This window comes from Klebsiella spallanzanii (assembly GCF_902158555.1).
In the GTDB taxonomy this organism is placed as follows: domain Bacteria; phylum Pseudomonadota; class Gammaproteobacteria; order Enterobacterales; family Enterobacteriaceae; genus Klebsiella; species Klebsiella spallanzanii.
This window is the reverse complement of the sequence record NZ_CABGGS010000003.1, coordinates 166,042-186,214: the sequence shown is the minus strand read 5'-3', so window position 1 is coordinate 186,214 and position 20,173 is coordinate 166,042. Positions and strand designations below refer to the sequence as shown.

The 20,173-nt window shown below is 51.3% G+C and carries 15 protein-coding genes and 3 tRNA genes; 15 read left to right on the top strand and 3 right to left on the bottom strand.

Annotation, left to right across the window (positions count from 1 at the left end; translation table 11 throughout):
- Window positions 1-229 precede the first annotated feature (229 nt).
- A complete protein-coding gene (purR, locus tag FN082_RS05920) occupies window positions 230-1,255 on the top strand; it encodes an HTH-type transcriptional repressor PurR (RefSeq protein ID WP_142462876.1) in 1,026 nt (341 codons plus the stop codon).
- An 18-nt stretch (window positions 1,256-1,273) separates the two neighbouring features.
- On the opposite strand, the gene punR is transcribed toward purR, so the two are convergent.
- Window positions 1,274-2,185 carry a DNA-binding transcriptional activator PunR gene (gene punR / locus FN082_RS05915; RefSeq protein WP_139540087.1) on the bottom strand — a complete coding sequence of 304 codons (912 nt, stop codon included), beginning with the start codon at window positions 2,183-2,185 and terminating at the stop codon, window positions 1,274-1,276.
- Between the two features lie 112 nt (window positions 2,186-2,297).
- On the opposite strand from punR, the gene punC reads away from it, so the two are divergent.
- Both punC and cfa read left to right on the top strand, forming a co-directional pair.
- Window positions 2,298-3,482: a purine nucleoside transporter PunC gene (gene punC, locus FN082_RS05910; RefSeq protein WP_142981282.1), complete on the top strand. Its 1,185-nt coding sequence runs from the start codon at window positions 2,298-2,300 to the stop codon at window positions 3,480-3,482.
- 300 nt (window positions 3,483-3,782) lie between these two features.
- Entirely contained in the window at window positions 3,783-4,931 is a 1,149-nt protein-coding gene (gene cfa, locus FN082_RS05905) for a cyclopropane fatty acyl phospholipid synthase (RefSeq protein ID WP_139540089.1), read from the top strand.
- A 41-nt stretch (window positions 4,932-4,972) separates the two neighbouring features.
- Here the strand turns inward: cfa and FN082_RS05900 are convergent, their stop codons facing one another.
- Complete coding sequence (locus FN082_RS05900; RefSeq protein WP_139540090.1) at window positions 4,973-5,515, bottom strand: PadR family transcriptional regulator; 543 nt, start codon at window positions 5,513-5,515, stop codon at window positions 4,973-4,975.
- 217 nt (window positions 5,516-5,732) lie between these two features.
- On the opposite strand from FN082_RS05900, the gene FN082_RS05895 reads away from it, so the two are divergent.
- Both FN082_RS05895 and FN082_RS05890 read left to right on the top strand, forming a co-directional pair.
- Window positions 5,733-6,974, top strand: coding sequence for an L-lactate MFS transporter (locus FN082_RS05895; RefSeq protein WP_139540091.1), 1,242 nt, complete (start codon window positions 5,733-5,735; stop codon window positions 6,972-6,974).
- An 18-nt stretch (window positions 6,975-6,992) separates the two neighbouring features.
- The gene (locus FN082_RS05890; RefSeq protein ID WP_208436569.1) at window positions 6,993-8,948 is read left to right on the top strand and encodes an NAD(P)/FAD-dependent oxidoreductase; all 1,956 of its coding nucleotides are present in this window, start codon (window positions 6,993-6,995) and stop codon (window positions 8,946-8,948) included.
- 48 nt (window positions 8,949-8,996) lie between these two features.
- On the opposite strand, the gene FN082_RS05885 is transcribed toward FN082_RS05890, so the two are convergent.
- On the bottom strand, window positions 8,997-9,632 hold the full coding sequence (locus tag FN082_RS05885) for a riboflavin synthase subunit alpha (RefSeq protein ID WP_142462880.1): 636 nt from the start codon (window positions 9,630-9,632) through the stop codon (window positions 8,997-8,999).
- A 230-nt stretch (window positions 9,633-9,862) separates the two neighbouring features.
- Here FN082_RS05885 and mdtK point away from each other — a divergent pair, with 230 nt between their 5' ends.
- The 10 genes from mdtK to FN082_RS05835 all read left to right on the top strand — a co-directional run bounded on the left by mdtK (window position 9,863) and on the right by FN082_RS05835 (window position 20,138).
- A complete protein-coding gene (gene mdtK, locus FN082_RS05880; protein WP_139540093.1) occupies window positions 9,863-11,236 on the top strand; it encodes an MdtK family multidrug efflux MATE transporter in 1,374 nt (457 codons plus the stop codon).
- Between the two features lie 196 nt (window positions 11,237-11,432).
- Window positions 11,433-11,509 (top strand) — tRNA-Val (locus FN082_RS05875).
- Between the two features lie 4 nt (window positions 11,510-11,513).
- A tRNA-Val gene (locus tag FN082_RS05870) sits at window positions 11,514-11,590 on the top strand.
- Window positions 11,591-11,594: 4 nt separating this feature from the next.
- Window positions 11,595-11,671: transfer RNA gene (locus FN082_RS05865), tRNA-Val, on the top strand.
- 188 nt (window positions 11,672-11,859) lie between these two features.
- Window positions 11,860-12,429, top strand: coding sequence for a DJ-1/PfpI family protein (locus FN082_RS05860; RefSeq protein ID WP_139537432.1), 570 nt, complete (start codon window positions 11,860-11,862; stop codon window positions 12,427-12,429).
- A gap of 156 nt (window positions 12,430-12,585) precedes the next feature.
- On the top strand, window positions 12,586-13,584 hold the full coding sequence (locus tag FN082_RS05855) for a LacI family DNA-binding transcriptional regulator (protein ID WP_139537433.1): 999 nt from the start codon (window positions 12,586-12,588) through the stop codon (window positions 13,582-13,584).
- A gap of 43 nt (window positions 13,585-13,627) precedes the next feature.
- Window positions 13,628-15,295, top strand: coding sequence for a glycoside hydrolase family 13 protein (locus FN082_RS05850; RefSeq protein WP_235891681.1), 1,668 nt, complete (start codon window positions 13,628-13,630; stop codon window positions 15,293-15,295).
- A 7-nt stretch (window positions 15,296-15,302) separates the two neighbouring features.
- Complete coding sequence (locus tag FN082_RS05845) at window positions 15,303-16,700, top strand: PTS transporter subunit EIIC (RefSeq protein WP_139537434.1); 1,398 nt, start codon at window positions 15,303-15,305, stop codon at window positions 16,698-16,700.
- A 118-nt stretch (window positions 16,701-16,818) separates the two neighbouring features.
- Window positions 16,819-18,393 (top strand): carbohydrate porin, encoded by a 1,575-nt coding sequence (locus FN082_RS05840; RefSeq protein ID WP_142981281.1) that lies wholly within the window; start codon window positions 16,819-16,821, stop codon window positions 18,391-18,393.
- A 134-nt stretch (window positions 18,394-18,527) separates the two neighbouring features.
- A complete protein-coding gene (locus FN082_RS05835; RefSeq protein ID WP_142981280.1) occupies window positions 18,528-20,138 on the top strand; it encodes an FAD-NAD(P)-binding protein in 1,611 nt (536 codons plus the stop codon).
- The last annotated feature ends 35 nt before the right edge of the window (window positions 20,139-20,173 follow it).

Genomic DNA, 20,173 nt, shown 5'->3' with positions numbered 1-20,173 from the left:
AAATCTTCTGAGATTTAGAGTGATGCACATTTTTGCTCTTCCCCTTTGCCCCAAGATCGGACAAAATCCCACGCTAATTTGAAAGCGTATCGGCCATTGACCCCTTCCTGTCGTTCTGTGTCGTTTTCCCGACGTGATGCCATGATGAATTTTGGCGTCAGGGTGTGTACAGGCAAACGTTTACGTACCGATAAACAGACGATCAGGTCAAGGTCTGGAGTGAGAAGTAATGGCAACTATTAAAGATGTAGCGAAGCGCGCAAACGTTTCCACTACAACGGTATCACATGTAATTAACAAAACGCGTTTCGTTGCGGAAGAGACGCGTAATGCAGTATGGGCGGCAATCAAAGAACTGCACTACTCCCCCAGCGCCGTTGCCCGTAGCCTGAAAGTGAATCACACCAAATCTATTGGTTTGCTGGCAACCAGTAGCGAAGCCGCCTATTTCGCCGAAATTATCGAATCCGTCGAGAAGAGCTGCTTCCAGAAGGGCTACACGCTGATCCTCGGCAACGCGTGGAATGACCCTGAGAAACAGCGCGCTTACCTGTCAATGATGGCACAGAAACGCGTAGACGGCCTGCTGGTGATGTGTTCTGAATATCCGGAATCCGTGTTGAGCATGCTGGAGGAGTATCGCCATATCCCCATGGTGGTGATGGACTGGGGTGAAGCAAAAGCCGATTTTACCGACGCGGTTATCGATAATGCCTTTGAAGGCGGCTATATTGCCGGACGCTACCTTGTTGAGCGCGGCCATCGCGATATCGGCGTGATCCCAGGACCTCTGGAGCGCAATACCGGCGCTGGCCGACTGGCAGGTTTTATGAAAGCCATGGAAGAGGCGCAGGTTAATGTGCCAGAAAACTGGATTGTCCAGGGTGATTTTGAGCCAGAATCCGGCTACCGCGCAATGCAGCAGATTCTCGGCCAGCACCACCGCCCGACGGCGATTTTCTGCGGCGGGGATATTATGGCGATGGGCGCAATTTGCGCAGCGGATGAAATGGGTCTGCGCGTACCGCAGGACATTTCGCTGATCGGTTATGATAATGTGCGCAACGCCCGCTACTTTAGCCCGGCGCTGACCACTATCCATCAGCCGAAAGACTCGCTGGGCGAAGCGGCCTTCAACATGTTGCTGGACCGCATCGTCAATAAGCGTGAAGTCTCTCAGTCGATTGAGGTTCACCCGCGTCTGGTCGAGCGTCGCTCTGTGGCCGACGGCCCGTTTGTCGATTATCGCCGTTAGTCTTCTTTGCGGCGTCGGTTATTCCGGCGCCCGCAGCCACTCCCGATTTAGCGTCTCGCTGTCGCCCAGATAATCCAGCAGCCATAACAGCGCCGGAGAGGCATCGCTTTGCTGCCACGTCAGGCAGCAGGCGGCGTCCGGGAAAGGGTTCTCCAGCTCCAGAGCCGTCCATTCACCGCTATCAAGCCACGGGCGCGCTAAATGCCCCGGCACCATACCGACGCACAGCCCGGCGGAAAGGCACGTTGCAGAGGCGTCCCAATCCGGCACAACCACCCTCTTCTGGTTATCCAGCAGCCAGGTGGTTCGCTTCGGTAGCGAACGTGACGTATCCTCCCTGACCAGCGACGGCCAGTTGCGCAATACATCGTCGCTTAGCGGGCCGGCCATTTTTGCCAGCGGATGATGGCTCGCCACAACGCAGTCCCAGCTCAGCATGCCCATATCGCGAAACGCATAGCGTCCCCCAACCGGAATCGATCGCGTCGCGCCGATAGCTAACTCCACGCGACCATCGGCCAGCGCATCCCAGACGCCGTTAAAGACCTCCTGAAAAACAATTAGCTCAACGTCATCAAAATGACGATAGAAATCAACGATCATTTGCCGCATACGCGTTGGCTTGACGATGTTATCAACCGCGATGGAAAGCTGTCCGCGCCAACCGTTGGCTATCTGCTGGCACTGCTGACGGGTGATCTGCATTTTTTTGATAACAGACCGTCCTTCCTGTAAAAACCAGACTCCGGCAGGCGTTAATTCCACATCGCGATGGCGGCGCTCAAAGAGAGGCACCGCCAGCCACTCTTCCAGCTGACGCACGGTATAGCTGACCGCCGACGGCACGCGGTGCAACTCCTGCGCCGCGGCGCTAAAACTACCGTTGCGGGCGACAGCATCAACAACTTCAAGCGAGTATTCAGACCACATTTTCTGCCTGCAAAATTTTTGAATTCATCTGACAAATATTAGCGTTTCACAAGCGCGAATGCACTCCCTACACTCTGCGGCATCGTACCTGCATCAATAAAAAGAGAATTTTATGCAACAACCTGGGAAAGGATTTTTAGTCTGGCTGGCCGGGCTCAGCGTGCTCGGTTTTCTGGCCACCGATATGTATCTTCCGGCATTCGCCGCTATGCAACAGGATCTGAATACGTCAGCGGCTTCCGTCAGCGCCAGCCTGAGCCTGTTCCTTGCGGGCTTTGCTATCGGGCAACTGTTCTGGGGCCCTGTTTCCGATCGCTATGGACGCAAACCGGTGCTCTTAAGCGGCCTGATTATCTTTGCTATCGGCTGTCTGGGGATGTTGTGGGTCCGCGATGCAACGCTCATGCTGGCGCTGCGCTTTATCCAGGCTCTGGGGGTTTGCGCTGCGGCGGTGACCTGGCAGGCAATGGTTACCGATTACTACCCCGCGCAAAAAACCAACCGAATTTTCGCCGCGATTATGCCCCTGGTGGGCTTATCTCCGGCACTGGCGCCGCTGCTCGGCAGCTGGCTGCTGGTCCATTTTGAATGGCAGGCTATTTTTGCCGTCCTGTTCGCGATTACCCTGCTGCTGATGCTGCCGGCCCTGCGGCTGAAACCGGCAAATAAACCCGTAGTTAACGCCCAGCAAAAGCGGACGTTCCTCACGCTGCTACGCTCGCGCGAATATAGCGGTAATGTGCTGATTTACGCCGCCTGCTCCGCCAGCTTTTTCGCATGGCTGACGGGTTCGCCTTTTATTCTTCACGAGATGGGCTACGGTCCGACCGTTATCGGTCTGAGCTATGTTCCGCAAACTATCGCGTTTCTGGTGGGCGGTTACGGCTGCCGCGCGGCGTTACAGAAATGGCAGGGACAGCAGATTCTCCCCTGGCTACTGACAATTTTTGCCGTCAGCGTGGCTGCCACCTGGCTGGTTGGCCTGCAGGAGAATGCCACGCTTGTCGGCCTGATGATTCCGTTCTGCGCGATGGCTATCGTGAACGGCGGTATTTACCCGATTGTCGTCGCCCAGGCACTGAAGCCGTTCCCGCAGGCTACCGGCCGCGCTGCAGCATTGCAAAATACCTTACAGCTTGGCCTGTGCTTCCTCGCAAGCCTGGTGGTTTCCGCGCTGATAGCCACCCCGCTGTTGACCACCACCAGCGTGATGCTTATCTCTATTGTGCTGGCCGGAATTGGCTATCGCATGCAGCATAGGGCGACGACAATGGCAACAGAATCGTCACACGCATAAGGTAATCTACTCATTGGTGTTAAGGTCCAGTAATTAGCGTGCTAACATATTTTTATTGAAAGCCTGTTTTTAGCGGCCTATACTGGATCCGGCATCACATAAATAGAATATTTAACGAATCTTAACGGGGGCAGGATGCATCCCGTTTCACCATGGAAGGCCTTTCGGCAAGGGTTATCTCCCTTCCTCTGTTCTACGTCGGATAGCAGCCTCACGGATAATCCGTGAGATTTCTCACTAAGCCAAAAAAGCGTCTACGCTGTTTTAAGGTTCTGATCACTTGGGCGTGATGGAGAAGCTATGAGTTCATCGTGTATAGAAGAAGTAAGTGTGCCAAATGATGATTGGTACCGAATTGCAGCTGAATTATTAGGCCGTGCAGGCATCGAGATTAATGGTTCCGCTCCCTCCGATCTGCGGATTAAAAACCCGCTCTTTTTTAAGCGCGTTTTGCAGGAAGGATCGTTAGGGTTAGGCGAGAGCTATATGGACGGCTGGTGGGACTGTGAGCGGTTGGATATATTTTTCCATAAAGTCTTACGCGCTGGTCTGGAAAATCAGCTTCCCCACCATTTTAAAGATACGCTGCGTATTGCCAGCGCTCGCTTATTCAATCTGCAAAGTAAAAAAAGATCCTGGATTGTCGGTAAAGAGCATTACGATTTAGGTAACGATCTCTTCAGCCGTATGCTCGACCCTTTTATGCAGTACTCCTGCGCCTACTGGAAAGACGCGCAGAATCTGGATGATGCGCAGCAAGCAAAATTAGATCTGATCTGTCGCAAACTCCAGCTTGAACCCGGTATGCGGGTGCTGGATATCGGCTGCGGCTGGGGTGGGCTGGCTTACTATATGGCCAAAAACTACCAGGTCAGCGTTGTGGGTGTGACCATTTCTGCTGAACAACAGAAAATGGCCCAGCAGCGTTGCGCCGGGCTGGACGTCACCATTTTGCTCGAAGATTATCGCGATCTTCATGATAGTTTCGACCGTATTGTTTCCGTCGGTATGTTCGAACACGTCGGACCCAAGAATTACGCTACCTATTTTGATGTGGTCGATCGTAATTTAAAACCCGACGGTCGTTTCCTGCTACATACTATCGGCTCGAAAAAAACCGACCACAGCGTTGACCCATGGATTAATAAATATATCTTCCCTAACGGCTGCCTGCCGTCGGTGCGCCATATTGCCGAAGCCAGCGAAACACATTTTGTTATGGAGGACTGGCACAATTTCGGCGCCGACTATGACACCACCCTAATGGCCTGGCATGAGCGTTTCCTCAATAGCTGGCCGGAAATTGCCGACAACTACTCGGATCGATTCAAACGCATGTTTGTCTATTATCTGAATGCCTGTGCTGGCGCTTTCCGCGCCCGTGATATTCAGCTTTGGCAGGTCGTTTTTTCTCGCGGCGCCGAACACGGCCTGCGCGTTGCTCGTTAATCGTACATCCACCTGCGCCGCTGGCGCAGGTCCTTTGTCTTTTACTTGCCGCTACGGCAATAGCCAATACATTTATCAATCCAGCGCAGAACGCTCTCCTGACGGCAAATCGCCCCCTCAAGCACAATAAAATCGCCAAACCGGTCGCTTTCAAGAGGCGGTACCTGCGGATACTGTTCCATGGTTTTTTGTAAAATATTCAACCGTTCAAGATGCTGTATGCGCTGGTTTTCCAGTAGATGGATGCGTGTGTCTAAGTCCAGATAGTGGGAAAAATACATGCGAACCCGAAAAACATCTTTCGCCGTTTTTTCTATCGGCTCGTCTTTATGCAGCCATCGAAGCAGTTCATCCCGCCCGCTATCGGTAATGCTGTACTTCTTCTTTTCCAGAATATCGCCGCTAATCTCAATATCGTAAGTCACCAGCCCGTCGTTATACATGCTCTTCAGTTCGCCATAAATCTGGCTATGTTTAGCGTGCCAGAACTTTGCCAGCTCATGATTAAACGCCTTACTGATATCGTAGCCGGTCATCGCCGCGCGGTTAAGTAAGCCAAGAATGGCATAAGTTAAAACTCTCATTGCGCCTCACCCATGGTCTCTTTGCGTGCAGTATACCACGCGTAACCCCTCCTCTTTCGCCATATTCCCACTTGAACAATCATGTCAAATAAAACATGTAAATATTGACATGATTATTTGTGTGGTTTAGCGTCTCATCAGGATCATTTAAAACCAGCAAATGTTAATAAAACATTGATTTTGTTGCTGAATAGAAAAAATTAATCGAGGATAAATAATGGATTACTCAAGGAAAAGATGGCGGATCCTGATAGCCAGCTGTTTTATCAACCTGTGCGTCGGATCGATGTATGCGTGGAGCATTTTTGCCACGCCTATGGCGGAGTACCTCTCCCAATTGCACAACGCCGACATCACCTCAGCCAACCTGGCTATCGTCTTTGTTATCTGCAACTCCGTTGGCCCCATTACGATGATCGCTGGCGGGAAAATAAACGACACGCTCGGCCCCAGGCTGGTTATCTTTATTGGCGGTTTAATGTTTGGCGGCGGGATGATCCTCTGCGGCTTCGCTTCACAAATCAGCCACCTGATCTGGGCATACGGTATCCTGACCGGGCTGGGTTTAGGTATGGTGTACGGCGCGACAATCAGTACTTCTATCAAATTCTTCCCGGATAAACGCGGTTTTGTCGGGGGTATCACCACCGCGTTGTTTGGCATCAGTTCGGTGATTATTCCGCCCGTTGCCGCACTAATTACCGCGCAGGCCGGTATTTTATCGGCCTTTAAAATCATCGGGCTGGTATTCGCCGTTATCGTCTGCGCCTGCGCGTTTGTCATCGATAAATGCCCAAATGGCTTTATCCCGGATGGCTGGCAACCGCCGCAACAGGCGAGAACCGGGACATCGTCAGGGAATAAAAACTGGCGTCAAATGCTCTCCACCCTCAACTTTTATTTGATGCTCATCATGCTGACCTGCGGCGCGGTCGCCGGGCTGATGTGTATTTCTTTAGCCTCTCCGCTGGCAAAACTCATGGTCGGGATGTCTACCGGCGCAGCAACCCTGGCCGTTTCCATCCTCGCCCTTTTCAACGTGCTAGGGCGAATACTGGCAGGCATTATTTCGGACAAAATTGGCCGAATTAATACCCTGATGCTGGCCTGTATTCTCTCGATTCCCGGCCTCTATGCCCTCTATTGCACAGGTATTGGCGACGATGTGCTGTTTTACGTTGGCATCTCTATTATCGGCCTCTGCTTTGGCGCTTTTATGGGCGTCTTCCCCGGTTTTACGGCCGATCAATTTGGTGCCCAGCATAACAGCGTGAACTTCGGCATCATGTTTTGCGGCTTTGCTATCGCCGGATACGTCGGACCAACCATTATGGCCTCAACGTTTGCCGCTACGCACGGTTACCACAGCGCCTTTCCTATCGGTATCGCATTTAGCGTTGCCGCGCTGCTGCTCGCCTTCATCTTCCGCCTGATAAATAAAAACGCTCAGCTTAAATAAATCCAGGAGAATTCATTCATGAGTATCACCCGAAAATATCCCCATCTCTGCCAGCCCATTAAAATCGGCAATGTCTATTTCAGAAACCGTATGTTTGGCGCGCCAATGGGGGGGACCGATATTACCGCTGACTGCACCATTGGCCCGGCTTCCACAGCATTTTATGAAAACAGGGCCAAAGGCGGCGTCGCTAATGTTACCGTCAGCGAACTGGTGGTTCATCCAAAAACCGAAGGTTCGCATATGTATCATCTGGATCTGCAAACCCCCGGTTCGCTAGCCAGTTTTACCTACACCGCAGATGCCATCCGCCGCCATGGCGCGATCGCCAGCGTTGAACTCTCACATTCTGGTCAATACGCCGGAACGTATCTGACGGATAAGAATAAGAAAGAAGGCCTGTATCAATGGGGCCCCAGCCAGGGCACGCGTCCGGATGGTCGGGAAGTGCATGAACTGACGCCGGACCTGATTCAGGAGATCGTCGCGGCCTATGGCGAAAAAGCTGCGCTGGCTAAAAGAGCGGGGTTTGAGATGGTGATGGTGCACGGCGGGCACGGCTGGCTTATCAATCAGTTTCTCTCTCCGTGGTTTAATCATCGTACCGATAGCTATGGTGGCTCACGGGAAAACCGGGTGCGTTTCGCCATTGAAGTGCTACAAAGCGTCCGTCGCGCCGTAGGCAAAGGCTTTCCCATCGAATTTCGGATGAGCGGCTCCGAACTCTTCGAGGGCGGATATGATTTACAGGAAGGTATTGAAATCGCCAAACTGCTGGAAAGCCACGTTGATATTCTTCATGTTTCCGCAGGAACCTATCAGCGTGGGTTTGGCGTGACGCATCCTTCAATGTTTTTGCCACACGGCAGTAACGTCTATTTGGCTGCCGAAATTAAAAAGCATGTTCAGGTCCCCGTAGCTACCGTCGGTGGGTTAAACGATCCGCAAATGATGGAAGAGATCATCGCTTCAGGTAAGGCGGATATTGTGGAGATGGCCCGCGCGCTGCTTGCAGACCCCGAGCTACCGAAAAAAGTGATGGCGAATCAGGACGACACAATTATTCGCTGCCTGCGTTGCTTTACCTGCATGGCGGAACGCGCGGAAACATCAACCCGCCGCTGCACCGTCAATCCGCTTATTGGCCGGGAGCGCGATGGGTTGGAAATCCAGCCCGCGCCGCAGAAAAAGCGCGTGCTGGTGGTTGGCGCTGGCCCTGGTGGATTACAGGCGGCCTGGACGGCGGCAAGACGTGGGCACGACGTTATTCTCTGTGAGAAAAATGATGAGGTTGGCGGGATTCTTATTGGTGAACAGGCTATTTCTTTCAAATATGAAATGTATCAACTGGGCGTGACACTGGGGAAACTTTGCACCGATGCGGGCGTTGATATTCGCTTAAATACTGCGGTCACTCCAGAACTGGCGGATGAGCTAAACCCGGATGCGCTGATTATCGCAGCCGGTTCTGAACCCAATGTTCCGCCAATCAAAGGTATCCACAACGACAACGTAGTGCTGATCAATAATTTTCACTTACATCATGAAGCGCTTCCCGATGAGATCGTTGTCCTTGGCGGCGGTCTGGCAGGTTGTGAAGTGGCAATTCATCTTGCCCGTGAGGGCAAACAAGTCAAACTTGTGGAGATGAATGACTCGCTCTCACCCGATGCGAATATCCGCCACCGTCCGCTGCTACTGGAAGAAATTGCTAAATCCGGCATTAACGTTTTCTGCCAGCACCGGGCGCAGGAAATCACCAAAGACGGGGTGATATGCATAGACAGTAACGGTAACAACGTGAATATCGCCGGGAAAACTGTGATTTGCGCTCTGGGACAACGCGCGCGCCATGAAACGATTGAACAGCTGCGCGACTGCGCTCCATGGGTTGCACAGGTGGGAGATTGCGTAAAAGTATCAACAATTACGACCGCAATTTATCAAGGCCACCACGCGGCAATGGATATTTGATGGAGTAAAATGACAGCCCGGCGACTCGTCCCGGGCTGTAAAATATTGCTATTCTGCCGCCGTTTTCAGTGCCGCCTCTTTCGCCGCCAGTACGCGCTCAACGGTATCAATCACCGCCTGAGTCTGCGGATCGATTTCAATATTCACCCTATCTCCCAGCTTCTTCGCACCAAGGGTCGTGCGCTGTAGCGTTTCCGGGATTAAATGCACGCAAAAGCGCGTTGGCGTCACTTCACCAACGGTGAGGCTAATACCATCCACCCCGATATACCCTTTATAAAGGATATATTTCATCAACGTCGGATCCTGAACCTTAAACCAAATCTGGCGGTTATTCTCCGAGGTCAGAATTTTCACCACTTCAGCGGTGGTCATAATATGACCAGACATCAGGTGGCCGCCAATTTCGTCGCTAAACTTAGCCGCACGCTCAACGTTTACGCAGTCACCTTCACGAATCGCGCCTAAATTGGTTATCCGCAGAGTTTCTTTCATCAGATCAAAACTCACCCGCGCGCCGTCAATATCCGTGACGGTCAAACAACAACCATTGTGCGCCACCGAAGCCCCTGTTTCGAGCCCTGCAAGCATATGCTCAGGCAGCTCCACCACATGGGTACGAAAATTAGGTTTTTCGTCAATGGACAGCACTTTCGCAGTGCCCTGCACAATACCAGTAAACATATTTTGCTCCTGTATAAATTCGTGACGGTATCAGTACCGTTTTCAGCTATGACGAACAATAACAGGTGGCAAAACAGGTTGCCAGCGCACAACGTGTGCTGGGATTTTTTCACTGGCTAAATAGCTAATCCTCGCTACAATAGTCTGGCAAATCCCTCTGCTTTTTCTTCTTGCTGCCATTCAGGGCGGCTTTTTTAGTCCCAAAATAACAACAATATAAAGGTGTTCACGTGCAGAAGTATTTTATTGAAGCGCGTCAGTTATTAGCACTGGCTATACCCGTTATTCTCGCCCAGGTCGCCCAAACCGCCATGGGTTTCGTCGATACCGTGATGGCGGGCGGCTACAGCGCCACCGATATGGCGGCCGTGGCTATCGGTACCTCCATCTGGCTACCAGCGATCCTCTTTGGTCATGGCCTGCTGTTGGCCCTGACGCCCGTTATTGCTCAGCTAAATGGTTCAGGCCGTCGCGACCGTATCGCCCACCAGGTGCGCCAGGGATTCTGGCTGGCGGGCTTTGTCTCTATTCTGGTGATGGTGGTGCTATGGAACGCCGGTTACATCATCAGCTCAATGCATAACATCGACCCGGCGATGGCGGATAAGGCGGTCGGTTACCTGCGTGCGCTGCTGTGGGGAGCACCCGGCTACCTCTTCTTCCAGGTCGCCCGTAATCAGTGTGAAGGTCTGGCAAAAACCAAACCGGGTATGGTGATGGGATTTATTGGCCTGCTGGTCAATATTCCGGTGAACTACATTTTTATCTACGGCCACTTCGGCATGCCCGAACTCGGCGGCATTGGCTGCGGCGTGGCAACCGCATCGGTTTACTGGGTGATGTTCTTCAGCATGATCTTCTGGGTGCGTCGAGCCCGCTCAATGCGTGATATTCGTAGCCACGAGCGTTTTAGTAAACCGGACTTTACCGTCATTAAGCGCCTGGTACAGCTGGGTCTGCCAATTGCGCTGGCGCTGTTTTTTGAAGTTACTCTGTTCGCCGTTGTGGCGCTGCTGGTTTCGCCATTGGGGATCATCGATGTGGCAGGCCATCAAATTGCCCTTAACTTTAGCTCGCTAATGTTCGTGCTGCCTCTCTCTCTTGCCGCGGCGGTCACTATTCGCGTCGGTTTCCGTCTCGGGCAGGGTTCGACCCTGGAGGCACAAACCTCAGCCAGAACCGGCGTGGGCGTCGGCGTATGCATGGCCGTAATTACAGCAATTTTCACCATTCTGATGCGTAAGCAAATCGCACTGCTTTACAACGACAACCCGGAGGTCATTACGCTGGCATCCCAGTTGATGCTGCTCGCGGCGATTTACCAGATCTCTGACTCCATCCAGGTTATCGGTAGCGGGATCTTACGCGGTTATAAAGATACCCGTTCAATATTCTTTATTACTTTTACCGCCTATTGGGTTCTGGGACTGCCGAGCGGCTATCTTCTGGCTTTAACTGATATCGTGGTGCCACGTATGGGCCCGGCTGGTTTCTGGTGCGGATTTATTATCGGTTTAACCTCTGCGGCCATTATGATGATGCTGCGCATGCGCTTCCTGCAACGTCAGCCTTCCAGCGTGATATTGCAACGCGCAGCACGGTAATCTGATATACGACAACGGCGCTGATTCAGCGCCGTGATTCGTCGTTGATGCAGAAATATTCTTTTGCATCAGTAAAATATAAGCAATATGGATAAAACTTCTGCGATTGCGTCAAATCTGGAAGAAAAGTGACGTTTGCCTCTTGCCACAACCCCTCCCTGCCGCTAATATGCGTCCCCGTTGCCACTGCAACATTGCGTTCATAGCTCAGTTGGTTAGAGCACCACCTTGACATGGTGGGGGTCGTTGGTTCGAGTCCAATTGAACGCACCATAATGCGTTTATAGCTCAGTTGGTTAGAGCACCACCTTGACATGGTGGGGGTCGTTGGTTCGAGTCCAATTAAACGCACCAAAATGCGTCCGTAGCTCAGTTGGTTAGAGCACCACCTTGACATGGTGGGGGTCGGTGGTTCGAGTCCACTCGGACGCACCATTTAGTTTATTGCTGAATGGTGCTTTTTCTTCCCTTCTCTTTTCAGATATCCCTCTTTATATCAAACGCTGAATATTTCGATGTCCGTTGCGAATTGAACGCTCTCTGTCTATTCGTTGCTCCTGTCGATTTCGCATTCTTCCGCCATGGTCTATACCTTATGCATCTTCCCACATGCAGGAGCGATCATGACAAGCAAAAAGATTCTGATGCTGGTCGGCGACTACGCCGAAGATTACGAAACGATGGTGCCATTTCAGGCGTTGCAGATGATTGGTCATCAGGTTGACGCGGTCTGCCCCGATAAGACCAAAGGCGACTACATCACTACGGCAATTCATGATTTTGACGGTGCCCAGACCTACAGCGAAAAGCCAGGCCACCGTTTTACTCTCAATGCCGATTTTTCCGCCGCAAAAGAACAGGACTATGATGCCCTGCTGATCCCCGGCGGACGCGCGCCGGAATATTTGCGATTAAATGACGAAGTGATCAAGCTGGTGCAGGCGTTTGACGCCGCGCGTAAGCCAATCGCCGCGGTTTGCCACGGCCCTCAGCTGTTGGCTGCCGCTGGAATACTAAAAGGCCGCACCTGCAGCGCCTACCCCGCCTGCGCGCCGGAAGTACGGCTCGCGGGTGGACATTACGCCGATATCGGCATTGATCAGGCGCACATTGATGGTAACCTGGTCACCGCCCCGGCCTGGCCCGCGCATCCGCAATGGCTGGCGAAATTTGCAGAAGTGCTGCAGCAATAAAGCGTAAAACCGACACGAAGGGTCGCCTAACCAGCGGCCCGTTTGCACGCACGGTTAAGTTTATTGTGAGTCAGCTCATGTTTTATAAAAATACGATTGACTTAATCCCGGAGCAAAAATACTTTACGCCCATCTGATATCGATTTCATAACCATCATGGCAACCATAAAAGACGTAGCAGAAAAAGCAGGTCTGTCGGTCACGACGGTCTCCCGTTTCCTCAACAATCATCCTTATATCTCTGAAGATAAAAAGGAAAAGATCCTCGCGGCGATGAAAGAGCTGGATTACGAGCCAAGTACCGTCGCGCAGCAGATGCGCGGGGTGAAAACCCACAGGATTGGCGTTCTCATCTCCAGAATAACAAACCCATTTTTTGCCAGCCTGGTTGATGCGCTTGAAGTTACCGCGCGCAAAAATGGCTATTCGGTGCTAATTGTGCAAAACCACGATAGCGCCGGCGAGGAAGAAAGCTGCCTCGACCTGCTGAAGAAAAAAATCATCGATGGTCTTATCTTATGCGCCGTTGAGAATGACAAAGAGGTTATTGAGCAGTACCAGAAATATGGCCCTATCCTGTTGTGCAACACCAGCATCGACGACACCAGCCTGCCCGTGGTCAGAATGAACGATGAACTGGCAACCTATAACGCCGTTAGCTGGTTACTCAGCAAAGGGTATAAACAAATCGCCTACTCCACCGGCGGCACATTCCAGCAAAAAGGTCACGGCAGCAGAAGGAACCGCGGTTTTATTGCCGCCATGCAGGCCGGGCAGCAGGCGATTAAGGACAATCTTGTTTTTCGCAACGTCCACACCTGGCGCGACGGGCAGCGTCTGGCTGAGCAAATCCTGCTAATGGATAAAAACGAGCGGCCTGACGCAATTTTCGCCGGTAGCGACGAAGTCGCCTGCGGTTTAATTTCCGCCCTCTCAGCGAAAGGTGTCAGCATTCCCGGAGAAATAGCGGTAATGGGCTTTGATAATTTGCCCGTGGCCGAGATGGTTCATATTCCGCTAACGACCGTTAGTCAGCCTATCGAACAGCTGGGCCGAATTTCTGTAGAACGCCTGCTGGCCTTGATCAATCACACGCAGTATCGCTACGACGAGGAAGACCTGAAGTCGGAACTGGTTATCAGGGCATCGGCGTAATTTTTTTTAACTCAATATGGTATCGATTTCATACTCAGGAGAAATGATGACACAACCTCATCAAAGCGCATGGTGGAAAGAATCCATCATTTATCAGGTTTACCCAAAAAGCTTTTATGACAGCAATAACGACGGTATTGGCGATATTCCGGGCATTATCGCTAAACTGCCGTATCTCAAAATGCTGGGTATCACCATGATTTGGGTCTCGCCGTTCTACCGCTCGCCGGGAGCTGACAATGGTTACGATATTGCGGACTACTATGCGGTGAATACCGATTTAGGCCAGATGCAGGATGTTGACGACCTGATTAAACAGGCAGGCGTGTTGGGAATTCAGGTAATGGTCGATCTGGTGGTCAACCATACCAGCGATGAGCACTGTTGGTTCCAGGCCGCGCTAGCGGATCCTCAATCAAAATATCGTGATTACTACATTTTCAAACCTGCGGTTGCGGGAGATGCGCCAAATAACTGGCGTTCAATTTTTGGCGGCAGCGCATGGGAAAAAGTCCCGGGCGAAGAGATGTACTATTTGCACGTTTTTCATAAAAAACAGCCGGATCTTAACTGGGAAAACCCGCAGCTGCGCCAGGAAATCTACGCCATGATTAACTGGTGGCTCGATAAAGGCATCGCCGGTTTTCGTATTGATGCAATTACGTTTATTAAAAAGGATCAGGACTACGCCTCCCTGCCCGCAGACGGTGTTGATGGTCTGGCCTCTATTAAAGGGAAATCGCGTAACCGTCCTGGCATTGAACGGTTTCTGCATGAGCTAAAAGAACAGACCTTCAATCGCTACCGTTGCGTCACCGTCGGCGAAGCGCCGGGCGTGCCGCTGGAGGAGTACGACAGCTATATTGGGCCAGACGGCTATTTCAATATGATTTTCGATTTTCACGCAGCGGATATTGATGTTGAAAACGGTTCTGAATGGTTTAAGCAGCGCAACTGGAGCGTTCGCGAATTCAGAGAAGCACTGTTTGCCAGCCAGCGGGCTTTTTGTCAGGCAGGCTGGGGAACAACGTTTATTGAAAACCACGACCAGCCCCGCGCGCTGTCCAAGCTTATTCGCGACGCTGATTATCAAAACGACATCGGTGCTAAAGCGCTGGCGGCAATGTACTTCTTTATGCAGGGAACACCGTTTATTTATCAGGGTCAGGAACTGGGGATGAAAAATTTTAGTCGGAAATCTATCGACGAATTTGATGATATTTCCAGCATTGATAACTACCACCGCTCCCTGGCAGAAGGTTTCACCGAAGAGCAGGCGCTAGGCTTTATTAATCAGCGCTCCCGCGACAATTCGCGGACGCCCTTCCCATGGTCTGAAAGCATTAACGGTGGATTTAACCAGGGCACGCAACCCTGGCTGGCATTTTCCACAACCGACTTTAGCATTAATGCGAAAAACCAGGTTGACAACCCGTACTCGGTATTCTCCTTTTACCAGACCATGATCGCCTTAAGAAATAAACTCTATCCTCAAGCGCTTATCTATGGTTCATTCACAGCAATAGAGAACGTTGACGATCGTATCATTGCTTACCAAAGAACAACGGAGACCGAACGTTTTATCTCGATAACAAATTTGAGCGCCCAGCATCTCCCCTTTGCTATTCCGGCAGGAGACGTTGTTCTCAATAATTATGCCGACATTGGCACAACCCTAAAACCCTATCAAACCATTCTCGTTAAGGAATGAGTTAAATATGAACAAATATAAAAATATTGCCGTTGAAATTGTTAACACTATTGGCAAGGAAAACATTGCCTCAGCAACCCACTGCGCCACGCGTTTACGTTTGCAGGTAAAAGACAGGCAAAGAATCGATGATGATAAAATCCGCAATATCAGCGAAGTCAAAGGCGTATTTTATAATTCAGGGCAGTACCAGATAATCCTTGGAACCGGGATCGTCAATAAGGTTTACCAGGAGTTTGTTAATGAATTCCAGGTTGCCGAAGTCAGCAAAGATGAAATGACGAAACAGAGTACGGGGCGGCTGCAGCGGGGAATACGCAATTTATCGGATGTCTTTGTGCCGATTGTGCCGGTGCTCGGGGCCACCGGCCTGTTTCTCGGTCTGAAGGGCGTCATTTTTAATGACACCGTCCAGGCGTGGTTCGGCAGTAGCGTCCATGAAGTCCCCGTGGCCCTGCAAACGCTGACGACGGTGCTGTGCGATACCGCTTTCGCTTTTCTGGCGGCATTTATTTGTTGGTCGGCATTTAAAAAATTCGGCGGCACGCCGATTATCGGCTTTTTAATCGGCCTGATGCTGGTCTCCCCTGCGCTACCGAACGCCTACGACGTGGCGTATGGCAACAGCAGCCCGATTTATGTGTTTGGCTTTATTCCGCTGGTAGGCTATCAGGGTTCAATTCTGACCGCCCTGATAACCGGCATTATCGGTGCAAAGCTGGAAATCTTTTTCCGCCGGGTCATGCCAAACTCAATGGATCTTATTTTTACGCCGTTTATCGTTATCCTTATCGCAGTTGCCATCGCTTTATTGGTTTTAGGACCATTGGTCCATGGATTCGAACATTATGCGGTAATGGCGATTCAACAGTTTCTGACGCTGCCTGCGGGTATTGGCGGTCTGTTAATCGGCTTTATCTATCCCATTGCCGTGATGACCGGGATGCATCATATGTTTATTATGATCGAAACTTCGCTTATTGCCGGAACCGGATTTAATCCATTAATTACGGTTTGCGCGATGTACGGATTTGCCAACGCTGCAGTGTGTCTGGCTATTTCGTTAAAATCCAGAAATATCGCCTTTAAAACCGCCGGTATTTCCGCCACCATAACTCAACTGTTGGGTGTTTCTGAACCTGCTTTATTTGGTATTGTCATGCAGTCCGGACTGCGCGCTATTATGGTGATGCTTACCAGCTCGGCGCTGGGCGGTATGATTCTGTCGCTACTGTCGATAAAAGCCAACTCTTACGGCCTGGCGGTATTGCTTTCGCCGCTAATGTACCTCTACGATCGCTATCAGTTTATTACCTATATCACCGTCGGGATCGCCGTTTTTATCTTTGCCTTTATTCTCACGTTTATTCTTGTCAAAACCAATAAAACCGCTAAAGAGGCCTGATTAATCATAAATTCTGACTATTGATTTAATACCCGATTAAAAAACCCATTTTAATGGCACAGTAATATGTGCTCTGCACCCGTGCGTCCAGAGCACAGTTCCCCCTGTACAGGTATAAATGATGAAAGCTTATATGCTTACGCTCTGCGCGCTGGCTTTGCCAGCATCAGCCGTTGCGGCAGATGCGACCCTAAATGAAATTAACGCCCGGCTTGAAAGACTTGAGACCGAATTAAAACAATCGCGAATCCAATTACAAGACGCCACGCGAAAAATAGACAGTGCAGAAAAAAGAGCGGCCAGCGCCGAAAAAAACGCGGCGCGCGCGCAAGAGAGATTGCAGGCCGTCGAACACAAAACCGAGCAAGACCTGGCATTAATAAAAAACCAGCCGGCACAAAACATCGTCGCCCAGGAGAATAATCAGGACATTAAGTTCGGCGGCTACGCGCGCAGCGGAATATTAACCAGCAAAGGAACCACCAGCACCGTGGGGCCATCGCTGACCCCAGCGGGAAGTACCGGTGGAAGCGTAGGACGTCTTGGCAATGAATCCGATACCTACGTTACCGCCGATATCAACTACCGGCGAACATATGATAACAATAGCCAGCTGCGGTATTACATGAAAATCGCCGAATGGGATAAAACCTATAATACAGACAGTTCTTTCAACGGTCGGATGAATGTGCGCCAGGCGTTTGTTGAAATGAGCGATATGCCATCTTTTACCGGTGCATTTAAACATGCCACCTTGTGGGCCGGGAAGCGGGAAGACCGGGATAATTTTGATATTCACTGGCTTGATTCCGACATGATGAATTTAATCGGTACCGGGGCCGGTATTTATGATGTGAATTTCTGGGACGATATAAAAACCAATCTCGCGGTATACGGACGTAATTTCAATGATATCGATACAATGGAGAACGTTGAATATAACAACATGACCGGTGCGGATAATACTTATATTCAAAACTACACCTTCTCGCTTAACAACAGGTTGGGTCACTGGCAGTGGATGCTCAATGGTCTCTATTCGCAGGACAACGATAAACGCATTAACGACGGACTAGCCTCGGATAAGGCGGCCTCACAGGGGTTCAACACCATGCTGGCGTATCATGGCGACAGTTTCTATGGCCTGCGACCCGGAAGTACGAAAACAGCGCTGCTTTATGGACGCGCTCTGGGGGCAGAAGTTCGCGGGCCGGGTTCCGATGGCTATCTGATTGACCCGGCCTGGACCGTGAAGTTTGCCTCTTATGGTATTACCTCACTGACCGACAGCCTGAGCCTCGCGCCGCTGCTCGTCGCGCAGAGCAGCAATAACCGCTATATCGATTCCGATCATTATGACTGGGTGACCCTGAACGCGAGGGTAATTCAGCAAATTAATCAGAATTTCGCCCTGCAATATGAAACCAGCTACCAGTATATGAATATTGACCCGAAAGGGTTTAACGGTAACAAGGCCGCCAGCGGCAGTTATTACAAGCTAACGTTTGCCCCGACCTTCAAAATGCAGAACGTGACGGATTTCTTTGAACGGCCAGAAATTCGTTTTTTCGCCACCTGGATGACCTGGGACAAATCGCTGGATAACTACTCATCTACGGATACCTTCGGCAGCGCCGGGTATCACAGCGCGGGCACGCTATTTTTTGGCGCCCAGCTGGAAACCTGGTTCTAAAACTGGCTCCTCTTCTGAATCTGCTTCGGAAGAGGGGCACCTCAATTGGCCCCTCCCGCTATTTTCAACCACACTGTATCAGGCGTATGGACAGCGATAATACAGAGATTCAATACCACAGCGAGTCAGTCAATATGAAAAAAATTGCCATCATTGGTGCCGGTCCAACCGGAATTTATACTCTGTTTGCGCTACTCAAGCACAATGAACCGCTGGACATATCGATTTATGAGCAGGCCGAGGAAGCAGGCGTGGGCATGCCCTACAGTGATGAAGAAAACTCACGCATGATGCTGGCCAATATCGCCAGCATAGAAATCCCCCCCATCCTGAGCAGCTATCTTGACTGGCTTAAAACCCAAAGTCAGGCGCATCTTACGCGCTATGGTGTGGATTATGACGCATTGCACGAGCGTCAGTTTTTGCCGCGTATCCTTCTTGGCGAATACTTTCGCGACCAGTTTCTCGGGCTGGTCGCTCAGGCTAAAGAGCGGGATTTTCGCGTGCAGGTTAATGAATCCTGCACGGTCACCGATCTGGAAGTGACCGGTGAAGGCGTCAGGCTGTGGGTCGATGACGAACCCATCGCCGAATCCTTTGATCTCGCGGTCATTGCCACAGGTCACGTCTGGCCCGATGAAGAGGAGTCAACCCAAACCTGGTTTCCCAGCCCCTGGTCCGGGCTGATGGAAGCCACCATTCCGCCCTGCCGGGTGGGAATTATGGGCACCTCACTAAGCGGAATTGATGCCGCGATGGCCGTCGCCGTCCAGCACGGTCGGTTTATCGGGTCCGACGACGAGGCGCTCACCTTCAGGCTGGACGATACGAGCAAAGCGCTAAAAATAGTGCTGATGTCACGCTCCGGCATTCTCCCCGAGGCTGATTTTTACTGCCCTATCCCCTGGGAGCCGTTGAGTATCGTCACCGAAAGCATGATGGAACAAACCATCGCCGCGGGGAGCGACGGTTTGCTTGACCGGGTATTCGAGTTAGTGGCACAGGAAATCGCGCTTGCCGACCCCCTATGGAGCGAAAATATCGCCCTTCGCAGCCTTAACGCCGACAGCTTCAGCGAGACGTGGTTTCAAAAACGCCAACAGCATAATCCTTTCCACTGGGCGCAGGCTAACCTCGAGGAAGTCGAACGTAATAAACGTGAGCAATACACGGTTCCCTGGCGCTACGTCATTCTACGGTTGCATGAAGCCGTTCAGGCAATGGTCCCACATCTCAATGACGCCGATCAAGAGCGTTTCAGCAAAGGCCTTGCCCGGGTATTTATTGACTGTTATGCCGCCATTCCCTCTGAATCTATCCGCCGACTGCTGGCGTTGCGCGAAGCAGGAGTCATTAGCATTCTCGCTTTAGGGAAAGATTATGAAATGACAACGCAGCAGGAAAAAACGGTGATTCTCAGCCAGCAAAATCAGTATACATATGATGTATTTATCGATGCCCGAGGGCAGAAATCACTGAAAAACAGTGACCTGCCCTTCCCGCATTTAAGAGAACAGCTGCTCGCTACCGGTGAAGAGATCCCGGAAGTTGGCGACGACTATACGCTGATGGAACCTGCGGAAGTGCGCGGACGCATCGCCTTTGCCGCTATTCCCTGGCTGATGCACGACCAGCCTTTTGTCCAGGGAATTACCGCCTGTGCCGAAATCGGCGCGGCGATAGCGAAAGCAATATCGCAGCCAGCGAACCGCTCACGCAGGCGTTTATCCCCGCTCGATCTTTAAGAGAGAAAATAGCCGCCCTTAAGCAGGCGGCATTT